Source organism: Burkholderia reimsis (assembly GCF_003294055.1).
GTDB lineage: Bacteria > Pseudomonadota > Gammaproteobacteria > Burkholderiales > Burkholderiaceae > Burkholderia > Burkholderia cepacia.
In genome coordinates this window covers 79,987-100,772 of sequence record NZ_QMFZ01000009.1, presented here as the reverse complement: position 1 = coordinate 100,772, position 20,786 = coordinate 79,987, and the positions used below count along the sequence as shown (strand labels likewise).

The 20,786-nt window shown below is 65.8% G+C and carries 19 protein-coding genes; 6 read left to right on the top strand and 13 right to left on the bottom strand.

Annotated elements, in window-relative coordinates; genetic code table 11:
• Nucleotides 1-53: 53 nt before the first annotated feature.
• Both DPV79_RS13310 and DPV79_RS13305 read right to left on the bottom strand, forming a co-directional pair.
• Entirely contained in the window at nt 54-614 is a 561-nt protein-coding gene (locus tag DPV79_RS13310; protein WP_113045604.1) for a GNAT family N-acetyltransferase, read from the bottom strand.
• The gene (locus DPV79_RS13305; protein WP_059591006.1) at nt 611-1,468 is read right to left on the bottom strand and encodes a class I SAM-dependent methyltransferase; all 858 of its coding nucleotides are present in this window, start codon (nt 1,466-1,468) and stop codon (nt 611-613) included. Before DPV79_RS13305 ends, DPV79_RS13310 begins: the two co-directional genes overlap by 4 nt.
• 324 nt (nt 1,469-1,792) lie before the next feature.
• On the opposite strand from DPV79_RS13305, the gene DPV79_RS13300 reads away from it, so the two are divergent.
• A complete protein-coding gene (locus tag DPV79_RS13300; RefSeq protein ID WP_048023451.1) occupies nt 1,793-3,337 on the top strand; it encodes a methyl-accepting chemotaxis protein in 1,545 nt (514 codons plus the stop codon).
• A 422-nt stretch (nt 3,338-3,759) separates the two neighbouring features.
• Entirely contained in the window at nt 3,760-5,304 is a 1,545-nt protein-coding gene (locus DPV79_RS13295) for a methyl-accepting chemotaxis protein (protein WP_059487441.1), read from the top strand.
• Nucleotides 5,305-5,375: 71 nt separating this feature from the next.
• On the opposite strand, the gene DPV79_RS13290 is transcribed toward DPV79_RS13295, so the two are convergent.
• From DPV79_RS13290 to DPV79_RS13265, 7 genes are all read right to left on the bottom strand, one after another.
• Nucleotides 5,376-5,825: an OmpA family protein gene (locus DPV79_RS13290; protein WP_060320623.1), complete on the bottom strand. Its 450-nt coding sequence runs from the start codon at nt 5,823-5,825 to the stop codon at nt 5,376-5,378.
• Between the two features lie 415 nt (nt 5,826-6,240).
• On the bottom strand, nt 6,241-6,699 hold the full coding sequence (locus DPV79_RS13285) for an OmpA family protein (RefSeq protein ID WP_230954025.1): 459 nt from the start codon (nt 6,697-6,699) through the stop codon (nt 6,241-6,243).
• Nucleotides 6,692-7,339 carry a M35 family metalloendopeptidase gene (locus DPV79_RS13280; protein WP_048028574.1) on the bottom strand — a complete coding sequence of 216 codons (648 nt, stop codon included), beginning with the start codon at nt 7,337-7,339 and terminating at the stop codon, nt 6,692-6,694. The genes DPV79_RS13285 and DPV79_RS13280 overlap by 8 nt, the downstream gene beginning before the upstream one ends.
• Before the next feature lie 4 nt (nt 7,340-7,343).
• The gene (locus DPV79_RS13275; protein WP_113045662.1) at nt 7,344-7,880 is read right to left on the bottom strand and encodes a PAAR domain-containing protein; all 537 of its coding nucleotides are present in this window, start codon (nt 7,878-7,880) and stop codon (nt 7,344-7,346) included.
• 10 nt (nt 7,881-7,890) lie between these two features.
• Nucleotides 7,891-8,064 carry a hypothetical protein gene (locus DPV79_RS42635; RefSeq protein WP_155631051.1) on the bottom strand — a complete coding sequence of 58 codons (174 nt, stop codon included), beginning with the start codon at nt 8,062-8,064 and terminating at the stop codon, nt 7,891-7,893.
• A gap of 540 nt (nt 8,065-8,604) precedes the next feature.
• Complete coding sequence (gene gabD, locus DPV79_RS13270) at nt 8,605-10,074, bottom strand: NADP-dependent succinate-semialdehyde dehydrogenase (protein ID WP_021156413.1); 1,470 nt, start codon at nt 10,072-10,074, stop codon at nt 8,605-8,607.
• 83 nt (nt 10,075-10,157) lie between these two features.
• Nucleotides 10,158-11,441 carry a 4-aminobutyrate--2-oxoglutarate transaminase gene (locus DPV79_RS13265; protein ID WP_021156412.1) on the bottom strand — a complete coding sequence of 428 codons (1,284 nt, stop codon included), beginning with the start codon at nt 11,439-11,441 and terminating at the stop codon, nt 10,158-10,160.
• 126 nt (nt 11,442-11,567) lie between these two features.
• Between DPV79_RS13265 and pdxR the strand changes: the two genes are divergently transcribed.
• A complete protein-coding gene (gene pdxR, locus DPV79_RS13260) occupies nt 11,568-13,076 on the top strand; it encodes a MocR-like pyridoxine biosynthesis transcription factor PdxR (RefSeq protein WP_059487439.1) in 1,509 nt (502 codons plus the stop codon).
• Nucleotides 13,077-13,194: 118 nt separating this feature from the next.
• Here pdxR and DPV79_RS13255 read toward each other — a convergent pair whose 3' ends face one another.
• Genes DPV79_RS13255 through DPV79_RS13245 form a run of 3 tightly spaced genes read right to left on the bottom strand, consistent with a single transcriptional unit; the run spans nt 13,195 to nt 16,399 of the window.
• On the bottom strand, nt 13,195-14,700 hold the full coding sequence (locus DPV79_RS13255) for a YfcC family protein (RefSeq protein WP_059496373.1): 1,506 nt from the start codon (nt 14,698-14,700) through the stop codon (nt 13,195-13,197).
• A 29-nt stretch (nt 14,701-14,729) separates the two neighbouring features.
• Complete coding sequence (locus DPV79_RS13250; RefSeq protein WP_059487435.1) at nt 14,730-15,503, bottom strand: IclR family transcriptional regulator; 774 nt, start codon at nt 15,501-15,503, stop codon at nt 14,730-14,732.
• Nucleotides 15,500-16,399, bottom strand: a complete 900-nt coding sequence (locus DPV79_RS13245) for an N-formylglutamate amidohydrolase (RefSeq protein ID WP_060376386.1) — start codon at nt 16,397-16,399, stop codon at nt 15,500-15,502. The genes DPV79_RS13250 and DPV79_RS13245 overlap by 4 nt, the downstream gene beginning before the upstream one ends.
• A 350-nt stretch (nt 16,400-16,749) precedes the next feature.
• Between DPV79_RS13245 and DPV79_RS13240 the strand changes: the two genes are divergently transcribed.
• Nucleotides 16,750-17,853, top strand: coding sequence for a porin (locus tag DPV79_RS13240; protein WP_059708892.1), 1,104 nt, complete (start codon nt 16,750-16,752; stop codon nt 17,851-17,853).
• Between the two features lie 32 nt (nt 17,854-17,885).
• On the opposite strand, the gene DPV79_RS13235 is transcribed toward DPV79_RS13240, so the two are convergent.
• Nucleotides 17,886-18,722 carry a DMT family transporter gene (locus tag DPV79_RS13235; RefSeq protein WP_113045603.1) on the bottom strand — a complete coding sequence of 279 codons (837 nt, stop codon included), beginning with the start codon at nt 18,720-18,722 and terminating at the stop codon, nt 17,886-17,888.
• A gap of 115 nt (nt 18,723-18,837) precedes the next feature.
• Between DPV79_RS13235 and selD the strand changes: the two genes are divergently transcribed.
• Nucleotides 18,838-19,902, top strand: a complete 1,065-nt coding sequence (gene selD, locus DPV79_RS13230) for a selenide, water dikinase SelD (protein ID WP_081058882.1) — start codon at nt 18,838-18,840, stop codon at nt 19,900-19,902.
• 72 nt (nt 19,903-19,974) lie between these two features.
• A complete protein-coding gene (locus tag DPV79_RS13225; protein ID WP_113045602.1) occupies nt 19,975-20,565 on the top strand; it encodes a LysE family translocator in 591 nt (196 codons plus the stop codon).
• Nucleotides 20,566-20,786 lie beyond the last annotated feature (221 nt).

Sequence of the window (20,786 nt, the reverse complement as noted above, 5' to 3'; positions counted from 1 at the left end):
ATGGCGGACGAGGCAAGGCGGGACATCCTGCGCTTCACCCGCGTGCCGGCGCGTCAGGCCGCGGGCCCTTCCAGATGAATGTCTTCCGGCTCGAGCGCGTAAAGCGCCGGGTCGGGCGCTGCGCTGACCGTGAAGCCGAGCCGCAGGTAGAAGTCGATCGTGCGCTGCGACGGCGTTGCGGACACGTACAGGCGTGCGGCGCCCATCGCGCGCGCCTGCTCGCGGGCCGCGCGGTAGAGCTGCTCGCCGAGCCCGCAGCCGCGCCAGTCGCGGCTCACGTGCAGGAACTTCAATTGCAGCATGTCGCGATGCGGGCCGAGCGGCCGGCTGTCGACGACGACCGCCGCGACGAGCCGTTCGCCGTCGAACATGCCGAGGCACCAGCCGCCGCGATCGTGGCAGTCGATCAGGATCGGCGTGTAGTGGTCGGCTTCACCTTCCGGCCAGCCGCCGACGTCGTAGAACTCGGGAACGAGATGCAGCGCGCCGTCGCGCAGCACGTACAGGTGCTCGATGATCTCGCGCCGGTCGATGGCCCACACGAGCGGCACTTCGTCGCGCGTGAGCGGGCGTGCGGAAAGCGCGTCGCGTTCGGCGGCGGTGCGGCGCGTCATGCGGCCTCCCGATGCGCGGCGATCGCATACATCAGCGGCAGGCTCGGCATGTGACCGGGCGGCACCATCCGGCGGCCGTCCAGCTCGCGCATGCCGTCGAAGCCCTTCCAGCCGTTCGAATACGGATATTCGGTCAGGCGGTCGATGGTGAGCCCCGCCGACACGAGTGCGTTCACGACCTCGCCGATGCCCCACATGAACTCGTAGCTCGGATGCGGGTTCGCGAAATCGACGACGCCAGGATGGTCGTGCTGCGCGCCGAGCCCCGTGCCGGATACGGCGACGTAATCGCCGACGCCTGCCGGTTCCTCGGTCGCGTCGCTTTTGAAATAGTCATAGTGCGGCTTCCACTGTTCGTCGAAATACAGCGCGAACGGATGGAACTCGACCATCGCGAAACGGCCGCCCGGCGCGAGCAGCGCGGCGATCCCGCGCGCCCACGCGTTCAGGTCGGATAGCCAGCAGATCGCGCCATACGACGTGAACACGCGATCGAAGCGCTCGCCGCGCGCGGCGGCCTCGGGCATCCAGTCGAGCACGTCGGCGCGCTCGAAACGCGCGGGCAGGCCCGCGTCGGCCGACAGTTGCCGTGCGAAGGCGATCGCTTCGTCGGAGATGTCGACGCCCGTCGCATCCGCGCCCTCGCGCACGAGGCTCAGCGTGTCCTGCCCCGCGTTGCACTGCAGGTGCAGGAGCCGCAGCCCGCCGACGTCGCCGAGCAGTTCGCGTTCTTCCGGATAGAGCGTCGAGCCGCCCGCGCGGAAAAACGCGGCCTGATCGCCTTTGTGGCTGTTATGCGCGACTGTCGCGGTATTCCAGGACAGCCGATTCAGCTCATGTAATGCCTTTTTCATCGAATTCGAATACCGGTTGAATGGAGCAGGATAAACGGAATCGTTTCGCCGCGCGCAACGGCTGAAGGCGTTGGTCTGCCGCGCGACGTCGTTGCGCAGCGTGGCGTGACATCTGGATGAACGCTCGTGGCGATTATTGCCGGATTATTTGATCGAAATCATGGCGGCGGGCGAATTGGATATTTTATGCGAGGAAAGGGTAAGGTTTTTCCCCAATATGCCGACAGTAAGATGAAGACCGTCGTTAAGCGATAAACCGTTTTTCGGCTACTGAGCGTGATTTCAGCGCGACGCGGACGACAGATCCGCCTTTCGGAGCCTTGCATGCGTAATAACCAGCCCGTTACCCAACAGGAATTCGATTTTCCCGACGACGTCACGCTGATGTCGACGACCGATGCAGACAGCATCATCACCTACGCCAACACGACGTTCGCGCAGGTGAGCGGCTTCACGACCGAGGAACTCGTCGGCCAGCCGCACAACGTCGTGCGCCACCCGGACATGCCGCGCGAGGCGTTTGCCGACATGTGGGCGACGCTCCAGCGCGGCGAACCGTGGACCGCGCTCGTGAAGAACCGCCGCAAGAACGGCGATCATTACTGGGTGCGCGCGAACGCGATACCCGTGATGCGCAACGGCGAGCCGCAGGGCTACATGTCGGTGCGCACGAAGGCGCCGCACGACGAGAGCGCGGCCGCCGATGCACTGTATCGCGCGTTCCGCGACGGCAAGGCCGGCCAGCGCCGGTTCCACAAGGGGCTGGTGATCCGCACGGGGCTGCTGCGTATCGCGTCGCTGTCGCAGACGATGTCGGTGCGCGCGCGCGTGCATTCGGCGCTGTGCGTGCTTGCGCCGGCGGTCGTCGGCGCGGGCTGGGCGTGCGGGCTCGCCGGTGGCGGCCTCGCGGCATTTGCCGGCGTGACGGTCGGCGTGGCGGCGGCGGCCGGCCTGTGGCTCGATGCGCAGATCGTGCGTCCGCTGAAGCGACTGCACGACCAGGCGCTGAACGTCGCGACCGGCGAGAGCCGGCGCGGCGTGCGGATGAACCGCGTCGACGAGATCGGCATGACGCTGCGCACGATCAACCAGCTCGGGCTGATGTTCCGCTGGCTCGTCGACGACGTCAGCGAGCAGGTGCACAACGTGCAGCGCGCGAGCAACGAGATCGCGCAGGGCAACAACGACCTGAGCGCGCGCACCGAGCAGGCGGCGTCGAGCGTGCAGGAGACGGCTGCGTCGATGGCCGAGATGACGGCGACCGTCGACAGCAACGCGGAGACCGCCCTGCAGGCGAACCGGCTCGCGATGTCGGCGAGCGAAGCGGCCGGGCGCGGCGGGCAGGCGGTGGGCGAGGTCGTCGCGACGATGAGCGACATCACCGCCAGCTCGCGAAAGATCTCGGACATCATCGGCGTGATCGACGGCATCGCGTTCCAGACCAACATCCTTGCGCTGAACGCGGCCGTGGAAGCGGCCCGCGCCGGCGAACAGGGGCGCGGCTTCGCGGTGGTTGCCGGCGAGGTGCGGGCGCTCGCGCAGCGCAGCGCGAACGCGGCGAAGGAGATCAAGACGCTGATCGGCGCGAGCGTCGAGCGCGTCGAGTCGGGCGCGCGGCGCGTGGACGAGGCCGGCAAGACGATGGAGGACATCGTCGCGCAGGTGAAGCGCGTGTCGGATCTGATCGCGGAGATCAGCTCGTCGACGGCGGAGCAGAGCACGGGGGTTGCGCAGGTCGACCAGGCGGTGGTGCACCTGGACAACATCACGCAGCAGAACGCGGCGCTGGTCGAGCAGAGCACGGCGGCATCGGAGAGCCTGAAGCAACAGGCAACGCGTCTGGTGGATGCGGTGAACGTGTTCCGGTGATCGTCGGGGCGCGCACGTCATGTGCGCGCCCGATCGATGCATCGTGACATCGTGATTGACGCGCGCAATGCGCGTTCAGGTTTTTCGATTCAATCAAAATACGCGAAACGAGAAATATTCGTATTCAAGATTCTGCATTTATGCATTGAATCGATTTTTGGCGAATTACGCGAATTAATCAGACGAATATCCGGAAAACCGTTGCCTAGCATGGTGTTTAGTTTCATCAGTAAACGAATTGTTCGGTAAAGACAGGGTGATGCATTTTTAATGCATATTTACCCGGGCAAGGCATAATGTTTTCGTAGAAGTTGCCGAAAGTGCAGGAGCATGACCAATGTGCATGCGGATTGACCGCAATGTGCAGGGTCGCGAATCAATCGACAAGCGGACGCAAGATCCGTTACCCGGAGCTCCACACCATGCGCAACAACCAGCCCGTCACGCAACGCGAATTCGATTTTCCCGACGACGCGACGTTGATGTCGACCACCGACGCGAACAGCTACATTACCTACGCGAACGCGGCATTCATCCAGGTCAGCGGATTTTCTCCCGAAGAGATCGAGGGCCAGCCGCACAACGTGGTGCGGCATCCGGACATGCCGAAGGAGGCGTTCGCCGACATGTGGGCGACGCTCAAGGGCGGCGAGCCGTGGACCGCGCTCGTGAAGAACCGCCGCAAGAACGGCGACCACTACTGGGTGCGTGCGAACGCGATACCCGTGATGCGCAACGGCGAGCCGAAGGGCTACATGTCGGTGCGCACGAAGGCGACGCGCGACGAGATCGCGGCCGCGGAGGCGCTCTACAAGGACTTCCGCGAAGGGCGGGCCGGCAACCGGCATTTTCACAAGGGGTTGATCGTCCGCAAGGGCGTGGCCGGTTTCACGTCGCTGTTCCAGACGATGTCGGTGCGCGCGCGGCTCCATGCGGCGCTGTGCGGGTTTGCGCCGGTCGTGGTGGCCGGCGGCTGGGCGTGCGGGCTGGCCGGTGGCGGGCTCGCCGCGTTCGCGGCGGTGACGGCCGGCGCCGCGGTGGCCGCGGGGCTGTGGCTCGATGCGCAGATTGCGCGCCCGCTCGTGCAGTTGCGCGACGAGGCGTTGCGCGTCGCGACCGGCGAGAGCCGCAGCGGCGTGCGGATGAATCGTGTCGACGAGATCGGCATGACGCTGCGCACGATCAACCAGCTCGGGCTGATGTTCCGCTGGCTCGTCGACGATGTCAGCGAACAGGTGCTGAACGTGCAGCGCGCGAGCAACGAGATCGCGCAGGGCAACAACGACCTGAGCGCGCGCACCGAGCAGGCTTCGACGAGCGTGCAGCAGACGGCCGCATCGATGGCCGAGATGACGGCGACCGTGTCGAGCAATGCGGAGACGGCGCTGCAGGCGAACCAGTTGTCGGTGTCGGCGAGCGAAGCGGCCGGGCGCGGCGGGCAGGCGGTGAGCGAGGTGGTGGCGACGATGAACGACATCACCGCCAGCTCGCGAAAGATCTCGGACATCATCGGCGTGATCGACGGCATCGCGTTCCAGACCAACATCCTGGCGCTGAATGCGGCCGTTGAAGCGGCGCGCGCCGGCGATCAGGGGCGCGGTTTCGCGGTGGTGGCGGGCGAGGTGCGGGCGCTCGCGCAGCGCAGCGCGAATGCGGCGAAGGAGATCAAGACGCTGATCGGCGCGAGCGTCGAGCGCGTCGAATCGGGTGCGCGGATCGTCGACGGCGCGGGCAAGACGATGGAGGACATCGTCACGCAGGTGAAGCGCGTGTCGGATCTGATCGCGGAGATCAGCTCGTCGACGGCCGAGCAGAGCACGGGGGTTGCGCAGGTCGACCAGGCGGTGGTGCACCTGGACAACATCACGCAGCAGAACGCGGCGCTGGTCGAGCAGAGCACGGCGGCATCGGAGAGCCTGAAGCAGCAGGCGACGCGACTGGTGGAGGCGGTGAACGTGTTTCGGTGATGGTGGGGGCGCGTGAAGCAGGAGGAAGGCGGCCCGCGTTGTGCGGGCCGGCTTGGGCGTGTCCTGCTATGTCATTGCGCCCTGGGTATGGGATTCAGGTTCGGGCAACAGTGGTTGGGGCACCCCGGACTGACGTTCACTTCAACGCGTCGCCCGGATTGACCGAATTCGTCCGGCTTGAAAATCTTCCCCGCCAGGGCGCTTTTCTCGCCACGGATCGAATGCCGATCCAGAACAGCCATCACGTTCTCCGCTCGTTGCGTTGCGAGCTGTTGCGCGTTGTTCTCGGTTCGTTCGGCCAGTCCGATAAGCCAGACCGTATCAATGATCGGAAAGCGCTTGTGCATGTCGCTCGACCATGCCGACAACCTCGAGAGTTCGGTCGGAGAAATCGCACTCGAATCCGCATCGAAAACAATATCGATGTAATGGGCGGGCATGTTCGACGCGCCGTCACAGGCGAACGCTGCCTGTGCGCAGCTCAACGCGAGCGCGGCGGCGGTTAGGAGTTTAGACGCCATCGATATCGTACCCGCGGCGCTGTTGGCATTTTTGAATGAGGACACCCGCATCCGGGATGCGTTCCATGGTCAGCGATTGATGAGTTTGCTGTGTGGCGCTACTCGTGGGTCGTCGCACATCCATGCGCAGCTACCTTTATCTTTGATTCGTGATACTGCTAGCCGAACGAGTCACTGCAGAATTTCGAATAGCCGGCAATGCCTCGCTTGTGCGGGCTGGGTTCGCATACGACGGCGTGATTTTGGCCTCTGTCCGGCAGGCTTGCACAATTGGATTCCTGTTGTCGGGGAGTCTGAAGCAGCAGGCGACGCGGCTGGTGGAGGCGCTCAACCTGTTCCGCTAATCGCGGGAACCTGCGAGGCAGGAGGAAGACGGCCCGCATCGCGCGGGCCGGCGTGGGTGCGTCGTGTTACCTCATTGCGCCCTGGGTATGGGATTCAGGTTCGGGCAACAGTGGTTGGGGCACCCCGGGCCGAATGTGATCTCGACGCGCCGCCCGTTGTCGTCAAACTCGCTCGGGGGAAACGGCAGTTTGTAGATTCGCGCGATCATCGAATTTCGTTCGCCCCGAATCAAGAATTGATCTAGCGCGCTTTTGACGTTCGCTGCCCGTCGGTGCGCAAGCTCTTGCGCGCTTCGTTCCGTCGGCTCGGCCAATCCGACAACCGACACCACATCGACAATGGGGAAGCGATTGCGCATGTTGTTCGACCATACGGAGAGCTTCGCCAGTTCGGAGGTAGATAGGTCGCTTGAATTGTTGTCGAATCGAACATCAAAATCCCAACCGGGCATGTTCGACGGACCATCGCATGCGAACGCCGTATGTGCGCAGCTCAACACGAGCGCGGCGGCAGTGACGACCTTATTCAATGTCAACAACGTACCCCGCGATGCTGTCGGCATTGTTGATTGCCAAGTCTGGGTTTGACCGTCCCCAACCGGGGAGCAAGGGCGTAATCGTGTATTGGTCATCGGTCGACGACATGGTGTCTTGGAAATGGGTGGCTTCGTGAATGATAGTTGACACGTGCGAATCAGCGTTCGCTGTCCACGGGCGCATCGTGCAGAATCGCCCACTGATGGCGATCGTGTGGGTTGCCGTGTCCGGCGCGCATACGTGGGCGGCCTCGTTTGTCGTTCCTCGTGGGTGAGGCGTGCAACCCGTCGCAAGATCGCCAGCGCTGCCGCTTCGAACCACATTGTTCTCGTTGAATGCTCGAACCACGGCAAGCACTTTCGTCAGGCCGGTGAGTAGGTGCATACGCGTGCGCTCGTCGTTTCGACCGAACCATTTGAATACCCGGCCCTTATCGACCTTCGACCACTTTTGTAAATCAGCAATGCGGATCGTCAACCGGTCAATCGCTCGTCCTTGCGCTACGGAAAAGACCTTGCGGAATTCCGAGTTGGTCATGTTTTCGCAGATCGGTCGCAAGTCAACATCGGCAAATGTCTGCGATCCTGCGGTGGTGTTTGTTGTTGTCTCGGCGACGGTAGTTTGGTTTCCCATCGTTTCAGTCCTCGATTACAAGCTTCAATGCCTGCGCACGTTCGGTTCGTACGCGCACGGTACAGCCCTGCCGGTCACTCACGCCGGACGCCAGCACGTTATCGAATCGATCCTTGATCCAATAGCGTACGTTGCTTAACGGTTGCTTCGTCCTCACGTCGCGGATCACAAATTGATCGCTGTAAATGTCCGATGCCGGCGCGTACCGCGTGGGTGGGAATGCCGAATATCCGATGAAGGGGGTAGCCGAGCCATGGCCGCTGCTGTCTTCAATGAAAAACATGCAGTTGTTGCTCGCGACTAAAAAGTTTTGACCGCATGGACAAAGTACCGCGTCGCCCTCGACGGCTACGGCACGTCCGTTACCGACGACGGATACCGCACTTCCCGCTATCGGAAACTTTCCCTCGCAATTTCCACACGTCGCTTTGTCGCCGTCTAACGCAATGTGCTTGTCGTCCACGAATATGCTTGCTGTGCCAGCGATGACGATTCCGCCTGTCGTCGTAGCGTCACCGTTCCTGATTGCTCGTCGGCTCATGGTCATCTCCTCAATCCAGGTTCGCAAAAACCCAATCGACTGACTCCGGGCCATGAATCGCGTATTGATCGATCGTGACATCTTCAACTGCGATGATCGGCGGCGTGTGTAGCCGCCGCACCGTCGCGTAAAGACGGATCAACGAGCGAAGAAAGTAAGGGCAGGCGGCATGTTCTTCTTTCATGGACTCGGATGCCTTGTGTATGGATGAGCTACAGACAGTGGCCGGTAAGGTTTTCCTTGTCTATAGAACGAGTACGATTTTTATTTTGGAGTCCAATGGAAGTTGATGATGTGAAGCGATCGTCGAGGCTGAGGCGAAGGGGGCGAGCAGAGCGCGACCGGGAAACTACCCACTCGTACTTCACGCCGGCGACTGTGAACATGTGTCACGGCGTCACCAGCTGTAGCGGCGACTGCGTGTGCTGACTCTGCGCACACCGGGTTGTCAGGGGAAGTGTTCAGCGCGTGCACCCCGCATCGAGGCGGAACGCTCTACCCAGCGGCTTTCACTGAAATGGGAAATGAGACTGGAACGAGATTCGCGCGCGATATGACGTATCGGCGGATACAGCGATCGAAACAGGGTACGCAGAGCGTGGCGATCTCGTGCGTATCGAGGCGACGCGGGCACGACGGAGAGGGACGCCGGCCCGCGTCGGACCGCCCGGTTCCGGCCGGGCGGTCAGGGCCTGTCACCGAAGCGGTGCCAGGCCCTGAACCGTCAGACGGCGAGGCAGAGGTACTTGATCACGACGTAGTCGTCGATGCCGTAGTGCGAGCCTTCGCGGCCGAGGCCCGATTGCTTCACGCCACCGAACGGTGCGACTTCGTTCGAGATCAGGCCCGTGTTTACGCCGACCATCCCGTATTCGAGCGCTTCGGCGACCTTCCACACGCGGCCGATGTCGCGGCTGTAGAAGTAAGCGGCGAGGCCGAACTCGGTGTCGTTCGCGAGGCGGATCACTTCGTCGTCGCTGCCGAACTTGAACAGCGGCGCGAGCGGCCCGAACGTCTCTTCCTTCGCGACCTTCATCGCCGGCGTGACGCCCGTCAGCACGGTCGGCTCGAAGAAGCCGTGGCCCAGCGCGTGGCGCTTGCCGCCCGTCACGACGGTCGCGCCCTTCGCGAGCGCGTCCTCGATGTGCGCCTCGACCTTCAGCACCGCTGCTTCGTTGATCAGCGGGCCTTGCGTGACGCCCGGCTCGGTGCCGCGGCCCACCTTCAACTGGCCGACGGCAGCCGCGAGCTTCTGCGCGAACTGGTCGTACACGGCTTCATGCACGTAGAAGCGGTTCGTGCACACGCAGGTCTGGCCGCTGTTGCGGTACTTCGATGCGATCGCGCCCTGCACGGCCGCGTCGAGATCGGCGTCGTCGAACACGATGAACGGCGCGTTGCCGCCAAGCTCCAGCGACACCTTCTTGACCGTCGCCGCGCATTGCGACATCAGCAGGCGGCCGACCGGCGTCGAGCCGGTGAACGACAGCTTGCGCACGATCGGGTTCGACGTCAGCTCGCCGCCGATCGCCTTCGGGTCGCCCGTGACGACGCTGAACACGCCGGCCGGCACACCCGCACGCTCGGCCAGCACGGCCATCGCGAGCGCGGAGAACGGCGTCGCCTCGGCCGGCTTCACGACGATCGGACAGCCCGCGGCGAGCGCCGGGCCGACCTTGCGCGTGATCATCGCCGCCGGGAAGTTCCACGGCGTGATCGCCGCGCACACGCCGATCGCTTCCTTCGTCACGACGATGCGCTTGTCGCTCGCCGGCGTCGGGATCGTGTCGCCATACACGCGCTTGCCTTCCTCCGCGAACCATTCGAGGAACGATGCGGCATAGCCGATCTCGCCCTTCGCTTCGGCCAGCGACTTGCCCTGCTCGGTCGTCAGGATCAGCGCGAGGTCGTCGGCGTTTTCCATCATCAGGTCGTGCCACTTGCGCAGGACGACCGCGCGTTCCTTCGCGGTCTTCTTGCGCCACGCCGGCCATGCGGCGTTCGCGGCTTCGATCGCGTGACGCGTCTCGGCCGTGCCCATCGCCGGCACGGTGCCGAGCAGGCCGCCCGTCGCCGGGTTGCGGACTTCGAACGTCTCGCCGTTCGTCGCGCCTTGCCATTCGCCGTTGACGTACGCCTGCTGGCGGAACAGCGACGGATCTTTCAGTGCCAGGGTTTCCTGAACAGTGCTCATATGAATCGCCTGCTTTGAAGATGACGGATAAAAAGGCCGCCGCCGTCGTGACGACGGCGGCGGCGCATTCAGAAGGCAGGAACTCAGGCCGGTACGCCGACCGTTTCCTTCAGCACTTCCTCGAGGATCACGAGCGCTTCGTCGAACACGGCTTGCGGGATCGTCAGCGGGAACAGGAAGCGCACGACGTTCGAGTACACGCCGCACACGAGCAGCAGCAGGCCGCGCTCGAGCGCACGTGCCTGCACGCGCTTCGTGAATTCCGCATCCGGCTCGCCCGAACCCGGCTTCAGGAACTCGACCGCGATCATCGCGCCCGGGCCGCGCACGTCGGCGATCTGCGGCACGTCGGCCTGCAGCGCGTTCAGCTTCGCCTTCAGCACGTCGCCGAGTTGCGTGGCACGCTCGCACAGCTTCTCTTCGTCGATGATCTCGAGCACGGCATGCGCCGATGCGACGGCCAGCGGGTTGCCCGCATACGTGCCGCCGAGGCCGCCGGGCGCTGCCGCGTCCATCAGGTCGGCACGGCCGACGACGCCCGACAGCGGCATGCCGCCCGCGAGGCTCTTCGCCATCGTGATCAGGTCGGCCAGCACGTCGTAATGCTGCATCGCGAACAGCTTGCCGGTACGCGCGAAGCCCGTCTGCACTTCGTCGGCGATCAGCAGGATGCCGTGTTCGTTACAGATCTTGCGCAGCGCGCGCACGAATTCGGCCGGCGCCGGGTTGAAGCCGCCTTCGCCCTGGACCGGTTCGAAGATGATCGCGGCCACGCGCTTCGGATCGATGTCGGCCTTGAACAGCATCTCGATCGCCTTGATCGAGTCGGCCGTCGTCACGCCGTGCACGGCGTTCGGGTACGGCGCGTGGAACACGTCGCCCGGGAACGGGCCGAAGTTCAGCTTGTACGGGGCGACCTTGCCGGTCAGCGCCATGCCCATCATCGTGCGGCCGTGGAAACCGCCCGAGAAGGCGATGACGCCCGGACGGCCGGTGGCCGCGCGTGCGATCTTGATCGCGTTCTCGACGGCTTCCGCGCCGGTCGTGAAGAACGCGGTCTTCTTCGGGAAATCGCCCGGCGCGCGTGCGTTGATCTTCTCGGCCAGCTCGACGTACGACGCGTACGGGACGATCTGGTAAGCGGTGTGCGTGAAGTTGTTCAGCTGATCCGCGATCGCCTTGACGATCTTCGGGTGGCGGTGGCCGGTGTTCAGCACCGCGATGCCGGCGGCGAAATCGATGAAGCGGCGGCCTTCGACATCCCACAGTTCCGCGTTCTCGGCGCGGGCTGCGTAGAAATCGCACATCACGCCGACGCCGCGCGGGGTGGCGGCGTTCTTGCGGGCCTGCAGGTCGGCATTCTTCACGGTCATCTCCTTGATGTTCTTTCCGGTGAGGTGAAAATCGGGCGCTTCGACAGCCCATGGAGGCGACTATAATCACATTTGGCTCTGGCAATCAGAGCCATTTCAATAAATATTCAGGAGCCAATCATGCGCGCGAGCGTGTTGTCGGACTGGCTGGCGCAGCGCCTCGTGCGAGGCGGCGAACAGCCGATCTACCGGCAGCTTCACCGGCTGCTGCAACAGGCGATCCTGTCGCGTGAACTGCCGGCCGGCACGCGCGTGCCGTCGTCGCGGCTCCTCGCGGCCGAACTCGGGATCGCGCGCAACACGGTCACGCAGGTTTACGAACAGCTTGCGCTCGAAGGTTATGTGAACTCGGCGACCGGCCGCGGTACGTTCGTGGCCGACAGCGCGCCCGACGAGATCGTCGGCGCGCCGCCCGACGCGGCCGCTACCCACCCGGCGTTCGTGCAGCCGTCCGCGCGGCGGCTGTCGGCACGCGGCACGCGGCTCGTCGAAGGGGCCGGCGTGTCGAAACGGCAGGGCGGCGCGTTCATGCCGGGCGTGCCCGATGTGTCGCGCTTTCCCGCGCGCGTGTGGACGCGGCTGCACAACAAATACTGGCGGCGGCTGCGCCCCGACCTGCTGACCTACGCGCCGGGCGGCGGGCTCGCGCTGCTGCGCGAGGCGCTGGCCGATTACTTGCGCACGTCGCGCTCGGTACGCTGCACGCCCGAGCAGATCGTGATTACGACCGGCATCCACCAGTCGATCGATCTCGCGGTACGGCTGCTGACCGACCCGGGCGACGCGATCTGGACCGAGGACCCGTGCTACTGGGGCGTGCGCAGCGTGCTGAACGTGTCGGGGCTGACGACGCGGCCGATCCCGGTCGACGAGGAAGGCATCGCCCCGTCGGCGGCCGATCTCGCCGAACCGCCGAAGCTGATGCTCGTCACGCCGTCGCACCAGTATCCGCTCGGGATGGTGATGAGCCTCGCGCGGCGGCGCATGCTGCTCGAATACGCACGCCAGCACGGTTGCTGGATCATCGAGGACGACTACGACAGCGAATTCCGCTACGGCAGCCGCCCGCTTGCGTCGCTGCAGGGGCTCGACACGGCCGGGCAGGTGATCTACGTCGGCAGTTTCGGCAAGACGCTGTTCCCGGGGTTGCGGGTCGGCTACCTGGTCGCGCCCGAGCCGCTCGCGGAGAGTTTCGCGACCGCGAGCGCCGAGTTGTACCGCGAAGGGCAGTTGCTGCAGCAGGCGGTGCTTGCCGAATTCATCGCGGAAGGGCACTTCGTGTCGCATATCCGCAAGATGCGCACGCTGTACGGGCAGCGCCGCGAGGTGCTGCTCGACGCGGTCGCGCAACGCTATGGCGACACGCTGCACGCGCTCGGCAGCGATGCCGGGTTGCATCTGGTCACGCAGTTGCCGGAAGGCGTCGACGATCGTGCGGTCGCGCAGGCCGCACTCGAACGCAATATCGTCGTGCGACCGTTGTCGGGTTATTACGCGGACCGCGAACGCGCGGCGTCGGGGTTGCTGCTCGGTTATGCGTGCGTGCCGGAGGACGAGATCGCGACGGCGTTCGCGACGCTCGCCGAGGCGATCGACGAGCGGGCATTCGGCGGGGTGGCGGCGGCTTGAACGGCGCTGCCGGTTGCGGCATGCCGTTGCGACGCCTGCCGCCGCCATCGGGACCGCGCAGCGCCATGCCCTGCGCACCGCCGGGCGCACGCGTGTTCTGCCGGACCCGTCGCGAACCTCAATACCCGATCCACACCGCGAACGTCAGCACGACACACGACAGCGCGAGCAGCGTCAGGAACAGTGGCAGCACGAAGCGGATCCACGCGCCGAAATCGACGCGTGCCGTTGCCAGATACGCGAGCAGCATCCCTGAGGTCGGCGTGACGAGGTTCGTCAGCCCGCCGCCGAGCACGAACGCGAGCACCGACGTCTGCCCGCTCACGCCGGAGAGCTGCGCGATCGGCCCGATGATCGGCATGCTGACCGCTGCCTTGCCCGATACCGACGGAATGAACACGTCGAGCACCATCTGCACGCCCATCAGCCCGTTCGCGACCCACACCGGCGATTGCCCGTCCGCGAGCCGCGTGAAGAAATTGATCAGCGTGTCGAGCACGAGGCTGTTTTGCAGCAGCAGCTCGACGGACGCGGCGAGCCCCATCAGCAGCGCGGCGAGCATCATGTTCTTCATCCCGTCGACGAACGCATCGGCCGCACTGCGCGAATCGAGCCCGCCGATGATGGCCGTCGCGATGCTCACGGCCGTGTAGAACGCGGCCAGCTCGACGTTGCCCCACTTCAGTTCGCGCGTCCCGTAGATCAGCATCGCGACCGCCGCGGCGAACACGAGCAGCGTCGCCTTGTGGCGCAGCGACAGCTTCGCGGCGGCGTGCGCGGCATGCCCTGCGGCGGCCTGCCCGGGCCGATAGCCGGTGTTGCGCACGTAGCGCAGCAGGTACAGGATGCCGATCGTCAGGAATACGACGAATACGGCCGCGCGCAGCGCGACGCCGCTGAACAGCGGCACGCCGACGAGCGGCTGGGCAACGGCGAGCGCGAGCGGGTTCGTGACCGATGCGATATAGCCGATCTTCGCGGCGATCGCGACGAGCGCGACCGCGAACAGGTCGGACAGGCCGAGGCGACGGGCGATCACGACCACCATCGGAATGATCACGAGATACTCGGAGATGAAGCCGAGCAGCGTGCTGCCGAGCCCGATCAGGATCATCAGCAGCGGCGTCAGCAGGTACGCGTTGTTGCCGGTGAGCTGCAGCAGCCGGTCGATGCCCGCATCGACGACACCCGTGCGGCGCATCACGCCGAACATCCCGCCGACGAACATCACCATCACGATCAACGGCGCGTTCTTCAGCAGCCCTTGCGGGACCGCGACGAACGCGGAGACGAGGCTTGCCGGCAGCGCATGCGCGGACGTGCTGTGGCTGACAGCCGGCGCGACGAGTGTCGTGAGCGCAGTCGTCTTCGGCACCACGTGATAGGTGCCCGGCACGACGAGCCGGCCGTCGCGGGCGAACTGGCCGGAGTCGACGAGCCACGTGAGCGCGATCGCGGCGGCGAGCACCCACAGCATCATCACCACGGGGTGCAGCATCTTGCCGTGCGGATGCGGCGCGTGAGCGGCGGGCGCTCCCGGAGCGGCCGCCGCAGGATCGCCGGCCGCGAGGGCGGTAGTGTCGGTGCCGGGCGTGCCGGCCGGGTTCGGGGAAGAGGCGGACATCGGATCCTCGTCGAAGAAGAAGCGGGCCGTCAGGCCGGTTGCAGCGCGGCGCGCGCCGGGACGTAGCCGAGTTCGGCGGAAATGGCGAGGCTGCACGCCTGCAGCCGTTCGAGATAGTCGGGAATGTCGGCATGGCTCACGCGCACCTCGGGCCCCGTCACGCTCACCGAGGCGACCGTCGCGCCCGTCAGGTCGCGCACCGGCACCGCGATCCCGACCGCGCCGGGCGTCACCTCGCCGCTGCTCACTGCATAGCCCTTGCGTGCGACCGCGTCGAGTTCGCCGGCGAGTTTCGCCGGGTCGTCGGCGAGCCCGTTCCGGCGCAGTTGCGCGAGATATTCGTCGCGCACCGCGTCGGGCGCGAACGCGAGCAGCACCTTGCCCGATGCGCCGAAATTGATCGGCCGGCGGTTGCCGACCGCGCCGACGGTGCGCACCGCGTGAGTGGTTTCGCAACGCGCGACACACACCGATTCGAGCCCTTCGCGCACGCGCAGCACGATGGTCTCGTTGATCGCCTGGTTGAGCGCGAGCATGTGCCGGTGCGCGGCCCGCACGAGCGCGTTCTGCTGCGACGCGGCCACGCCGATCACGAACGCCTGCGGGCCGAGCGCATAGGTGGACGTGCGCGGGTCCTGCACGACGAAGCGATGCAGTTCGAGCGTGCACAGCATCCGGTACGTGCGCGACTTGTTGATGCCGAGTTGCGACGCCAGCTCGGTCACGCCGAGGTGCGGGTGCTCGGCCACGTAGGTCAGCAGCTTCAGTGCGCTGTCGACGGCGTCGACGATGTAGGTCGTCATGCGGTGTCTCCCTGCGGCGCGATGCGCGCGCGGACGTAATCGGCGAGCGCATCGAGATATGCGTCGACCGAGCGCTTCAGCGTGGCGAACCCGGCGTGTTTCGCGAACGCGGCCTCGTCCATGTACAGCGCGCGGTTGAATTCGACCTGGATGCTGTGGCGCTGCCGTGCGGGATCGGCGAGCGCGGTCAGCAGGTCGCCGCCCTGGTACGGGTCGTTGACCTGCACGCGATAACCGGCATCGGTGAACCACTGCGCGGTCCACGCGGTGAAGGCCGGATCCGCGGTCGTGCCGCGCCGGTCGCTGACGACGACGTCCGGCCGCAACGCACCCGCATCGACGTTCATCGCGTTGCCGCGCGATTTCATCGAATGGCAGTCGATGTGCCACAGCGCGCCGTGCGCGGCATACAGCGGCTCGGCGATGCCGGCGAGCGCGCGGCGGTACGGCAGGTAGTACGCGTCGATCCGGTGGCGGACTTCCGCGAGCGACAGCTTGCGGTCGTACAGCGGCACGCCGGGCAACGCATCGCGCCGGATCAGCCCCATCCCGCGCTGCGTATACGGCTGCGGCGCAAGCGGCTCGGGCCACGGCTCGGCGAGCAGCGTCGCGTCGATGTCGGTTTCCGCGCGGTTCGGATCGATGTACGCGCGCGGAAACGTTGCGCCGAGCAGCGTGCCGCCGCGAGCAGGGGCGCCGGCCCACAGTTCGTCGATGAAAGCGTCCCACGTCGTGCGGATCGCGTCGTCGGGCGCGACGGTGGCGAAGTCCGGCGGATACGCGATGCCGCTGTGCGGCGAGTCGACGACGATCGGCAGGGCCGGCTCCGTCGGCGTCGCGACGAAATGCGCGGACGATGCACCGGCAGCCGCGGTGTTGCAATTAAACGTCAGCATGAGGATCAGGTTCTTTACCTAGTTTTTTGAAGCGTCTCGTTCGTTCGTTTTAATAATTAAAACAGCGTATCAATATTTCACAACGACTCAAAATCGCGGTCAAGGGCTTTTTGCGGCACCGGGATTACGCGTCGAGAACGGCCTGTAATGCCCGCCGCTATTGGACATGTTTCATTCCTCGAAACACGTTGCGATACATGGCTATCCGACTCCCGGACGTCATTTTTGGCGTCGCTTGACGCTTCAAATCGACGAATTCAACAATGAATAAGACGATGTTTTATTCAATAAAACACGTCTTGAGCGAAATAAATCGCTCCCCATATTCAATCGACAAAAAGGGGTCGGAGATGAAGCGGAAAAGGTTGGCAGTCGCGCTGGCAGGTATCGCAATGGCGGCGGCCGCGACGCAAGTACGGGCGCAATCGAGCGTGACGCTGTACGGCGTGGTCGATTCGGGGATCACGTACACGAACAACCAGAACGGCCACGCTGCGTGGCAGGCGACCGGCGGCAACGAGCAGGGCACGCGCTTCGGGCTGCTCGGCAAGGAGGAACTCGGTGGCGGCACGCGCGCGGTGTTCCGGCTCGAGAACGGCTTCAACATCGAGAGCGGCGCCGCGAGCCAGGGTGGCCGGCTGTTCGGGCGCCGGGCCTACGTGGGGCTGGAAAACGACCGCTGGGGCACGCTGACGATGGGCCGCCAGTACAACGCCGCGCAGGAAGTGCTGGAGCCGCTGCAGATCGGTGCGACCACCGCCCTCACGCAGTACGCGCTGCATCCGTTCGACACCGACGACCTGAACAACACGTTCCGCACCAACAACTCGGTGCAGTACCAGACGCCCACGTGGTACGGACTGCGCGCGGTCGGCCTGTACGGCTTCTCGAATTCCACGTCGTTCGCGGAAAACCGCGTGTGGAGCCTCGGCGCGAGCTACGAGAACGGGCCGCTGCAACTCGGCGCGGCCTACGTGCGCGTCGACCACCCGGCGCTCGACACGACCGGCGCGGCGGCGTCCGACAACTACTACACGTTCATCAAGGGCGTGACGCGCCAGCAGATCTGGGGCGCGGGCGGCGCATACGCATGGGGCGCCGCGACCTTCGGGTTGCTGTACACGAGCTCGCTGTTCAACCTGCAGACGGGCGGCGCGATGCGCTTCAACAACTACGAGGGCAGCGTGCGCTACCTGATGACGCCCGCACTGCAGTTCGCGCTCGGCGAAACCTACACGCAGGTGCTCGCGTCGCAAGGGCCGAAGCCGAGTTCGCACTACCTGCAGACGAGCGTCGGCGCGCAGTATTTCCTGTCGAAGCGCACCGATATCTACGTGAACGCGTTCTACCAGCGCGCTTCATCGAACGTGGTGGCGGCGATCGAAGGGATCTCGAATCCGTCGAGCACGCGTACGCAGATCGTGGCGGTGACGGGCATCCGGCACAAGTTCTGACGCAGCGGCAGGCCGCGGGCGGGGCGCGCCGCCTACAGGCGGATCAGCGCCGCGCCCACGACCACCAGCGCGCATGCGGCAAGCCGCTGCGCGCCGGGCCGCTCGCGCATCACGAGCCAGCCGATCGCGACCGCGAAGATCGAACTCGTTTCCCGCAGCGCCGACACCGTCCCGACCGGCAGGTACCGGTATGCGAGGATCACGATCCCGTAAGCGGCGAGCGAGATCGTGCCGGCGATCGCGCCCTGCGTGAGCGCCGTGCGCGAGGCGAGTACCGCGCGCGGGGCGCCACGTACCGCGCAGACCAGCACGAACTGCGGCACGCTCCAAAGCACGTACACCCACGCGATGTAGCCGAGCGCACTGCCGGACACGCGCGAGCCGATGCCGTCGCAGATCGAATACGCGGCGATGAACACGCCCGTGAGCAGTGCAAACGGCACGCCTTCACCGGAGAACCGGAAGCCGCGCCGCAGCGCGAGCGACATGATGCCGAACGACACGAGCGCGATGCCCGCGAAGCCGAACGGGGTCGGCTGTTCGTGGAGAAAGGCGAGCGCGAGCACCGACACGAGCAGCGGCGAGATCCCGCGCGCGATCGGATAGATCTGCCCGAACTCGCCGCTGCGATAGGCGCGCGCCAGCGTGAAGCAGTACGCGACCTCGAGCGCGGCCGACGCGACGATATACGGCCACGCGGCGGGTGCCGGCGCGGGCAGCAGCACGACGCCGGCGATGCCGATCGCGAAATAGGGCAGCGACATCGTGCCGAGCTGTACGAGCCGGTCTTCGCTGACGTGGAGGAAGGCATTCCAGATGGCATGCAGCAACGCGGAGCACAGCACGAGGCCGATGAAGAGGTGATCCATGGACGAAGGTGCGGGCGGCAGCGGGAGCGGGGAGTGCGCCGCCATTATGTGGGTATCGGGCGCACTCGCACGGAATTGTCGATAATGTCGTGTTGTTATTCACCGGATGCCGACGATGACCGAAGCCACCCAAGCCCAGCCTGCCGTTCCGCGCCTCACGAGCCTGTCGCACGGCGGCGGCTGCGGCTGCAAGATTGCGCCGGGCGTGCTGTCCGAGCTGCTGAAGCGCGCGACGCCGCCCGCGCTGTTCCCGGATCTGCTGGTCGGTACCGAGACGTCCGACGACGCGGCCGTCTACCGTCTCAACGACGAGCAGGCGATCGTCGCGACCACCGACTTCTTCATGCCGATCGTCGACGATCCGTTCGACTTCGGCCGCATCGCCGCGACCAACGCGCTGTCCGACGTGTATGCGATGGGCGGCAAGCCGATCCTCGCGCTCGCGCTGGTCGGGATGCCGATCAACGTGCTGCCGCACGAGACGATCGCGGCCGTGCTGCGCGGCGGCGAATCGGTGTGCGCGGACGCCGGCATTCCGGTGGCGGGCGGCCATTCGATCGATTCGGTCGAGCCGATCTACGGGCTCGCGGCGATCGGCGTCGTGCATCCGTCGCGCGTGAAGCGCAACGCGGCCGCGCGTGCGGGCGACGTGCTCGTGCTCGGCAAGCCGCTCGGCGTCGGCGTGCTGTCGGCCGCGCTGAAAAAGAACCAGCTCGATGCCGCGGGTTACGCGCAGATGATCGCGACGACCACCAAGCTGAACCGTCCGGGCGCCGACCTCGCCGCGCTGCCGGGCGTGCATGCGCTGACCGACGTCACGGGCTTCGGGCTGCTCGGTCACACGCTCGAGCTCGCACGTGGCGCGCACCTCACCGCGCGCGTGCACTACGCGTCGCTGCCGTGGCTCGCGGGCGTCGAGGCGTTCGTGGCCGACGGCGTGTTCACCGGCGCGTCGGGCCGCAACTGGGCCGCGTACGGCGCGGACGTTCGACTGGCCGACACGCTGCCGCCCGTCGCACAGGCGCTGCTGACCGACCCGCAGACGTCGGGCGGCCTGCTGGTCGCATGCGCGCCCGAGGCCGTCGACGACGTGCTCGCATGCTTCCGTGCCGACGGCTTCGACCGCGCGGGCGTGATCGGCGAGATGGTGGACGGGCCTGCGCGCGTCGATGTCGCGTGACGCCGAATCGCCGCAGCGGAGATTTTTGCGTTCGCTAGAATCGGTGCCTTCCATCGAAGGCATCGACGACCGATGAACGACTTCCTGTTCGGGCTGATGATTGCGCTGTCGGTCGGGCCCGTTGCGCTGATGATCGCGAACTACGGGATGCGCGCCGGCACCGCCAGCGGCGTGCGCGCGGCGGTGGGTGTCGCGACGGCCGACGGCTGCTACGCGGTCGTCGCGTTCACGCTCGGCGCGATGCTGGCGAGCACGCTCGCGGCGCATCTGTCGCTGTTTCGTGTCGTTGGTGCGCTCGTGTTGCTCGCAATGGGCACGCGGATGCTGTGGCAGGCGCTGCGGGATCGGCGCCGCACGCTCGACGGCGATGCGCGGCCGCCGGGCACGCGCCCGTTCACATCGATGTTCTTCGTCACGCTCGCGAATCCGCTCACCATCCTGCTGTTCTATGGCTATGCGACGGCTGCCGCCGGTGCGCATCGCCACTGGCAGCTTGGCGCCGCGTGCGTGTTCGCCGGCAGCCTCGCGGGGCAGCTGGTGTTCGCGTTCGGCGGCAGCATGATCGGGCGCATCGTGAAATCGCCCGGGTGGCTCGCGGCGAGCCATCTGGTCGCCGCGCTGGTCGTGCTCGGTTACGGCATCGCGGGGCTCGTGCGCGTGTAGCGGTTCGGGAGCCGGCCGAAATCGATGTCGACGGGTGCGATACGCAGCGGCATGTCGGCAGGCGTTCGTTCCTGCCAACCCGATAGCATTCCTGATGGTTGTCATGCACGGCGACGGTGCGAAACCGACGACGCACGTCGCATTGCGCAACACGCGCACGGTCGCACGAAACACGGGGAGTCGTTTCGTAGTCGGGTTCCGCAACGTGCACGCCCGTTCTA

Bases quoted from the DNA above. Each gene is read 5' to 3' on its own strand.
- DPV79_RS13310 (WP_113045604.1), bottom strand. From the start codon at position 614: ATGACGCGCCGCACCGCCGCCGAACGCGACGCGCTTTCCGCACGCCCG.
- DPV79_RS13305 (WP_059591006.1), bottom strand. From the start codon at position 1,468: ATGAAAAAGGCATTACATGAGCTGAATCGGCTGTCCTGGAATACCGCG.
- DPV79_RS13300 (WP_048023451.1), top strand. From the start codon at position 1,793: ATGCGTAATAACCAGCCCGTTACCCAACAGGAATTCGATTTTCCCGAC.
- DPV79_RS13295 (WP_059487441.1), top strand. From the start codon at position 3,760: ATGCGCAACAACCAGCCCGTCACGCAACGCGAATTCGATTTTCCCGAC.
- DPV79_RS13290 (WP_060320623.1), bottom strand. From the start codon at position 5,825: ATGGCGTCTAAACTCCTAACCGCCGCCGCGCTCGCGTTGAGCTGCGCA.
- DPV79_RS13280 (WP_048028574.1), bottom strand. From the start codon at position 7,339: ATGGGAAACCAAACTACCGTCGCCGAGACAACAACAAACACCACCGCA.
- DPV79_RS13275 (WP_113045662.1), bottom strand. From the start codon at position 7,880: ATGAGCCGACGAGCAATCAGGAACGGTGACGCTACGACGACAGGCGGA.
- DPV79_RS42635 (WP_155631051.1), bottom strand. From the start codon at position 8,064: ATGAAAGAAGAACATGCCGCCTGCCCTTACTTTCTTCGCTCGTTGATC.
- gabD (WP_021156413.1), bottom strand. From the start codon at position 10,074: ATGAGCACTGTTCAGGAAACCCTGGCACTGAAAGATCCGTCGCTGTTC.
- pdxR (WP_059487439.1), top strand. From the start codon at position 11,568: ATGCGCGCGAGCGTGTTGTCGGACTGGCTGGCGCAGCGCCTCGTGCGA.
- DPV79_RS13255 (WP_059496373.1), bottom strand. From the start codon at position 14,700: ATGTCCGCCTCTTCCCCGAACCCGGCCGGCACGCCCGGCACCGACACT.
- DPV79_RS13250 (WP_059487435.1), bottom strand. From the start codon at position 15,503: ATGACGACCTACATCGTCGACGCCGTCGACAGCGCACTGAAGCTGCTG.
- DPV79_RS13245 (WP_060376386.1), bottom strand. From the start codon at position 16,399: ATGCTGACGTTTAATTGCAACACCGCGGCTGCCGGTGCATCGTCCGCG.
- DPV79_RS13240 (WP_059708892.1), top strand. From the start codon at position 16,750: ATGAAGCGGAAAAGGTTGGCAGTCGCGCTGGCAGGTATCGCAATGGCG.
- DPV79_RS13235 (WP_113045603.1), bottom strand. From the start codon at position 18,722: ATGGATCACCTCTTCATCGGCCTCGTGCTGTGCTCCGCGTTGCTGCAT.
- selD (WP_081058882.1), top strand. From the start codon at position 18,838: ATGACCGAAGCCACCCAAGCCCAGCCTGCCGTTCCGCGCCTCACGAGC.
- DPV79_RS13225 (WP_113045602.1), top strand. From the start codon at position 19,975: ATGAACGACTTCCTGTTCGGGCTGATGATTGCGCTGTCGGTCGGGCCC.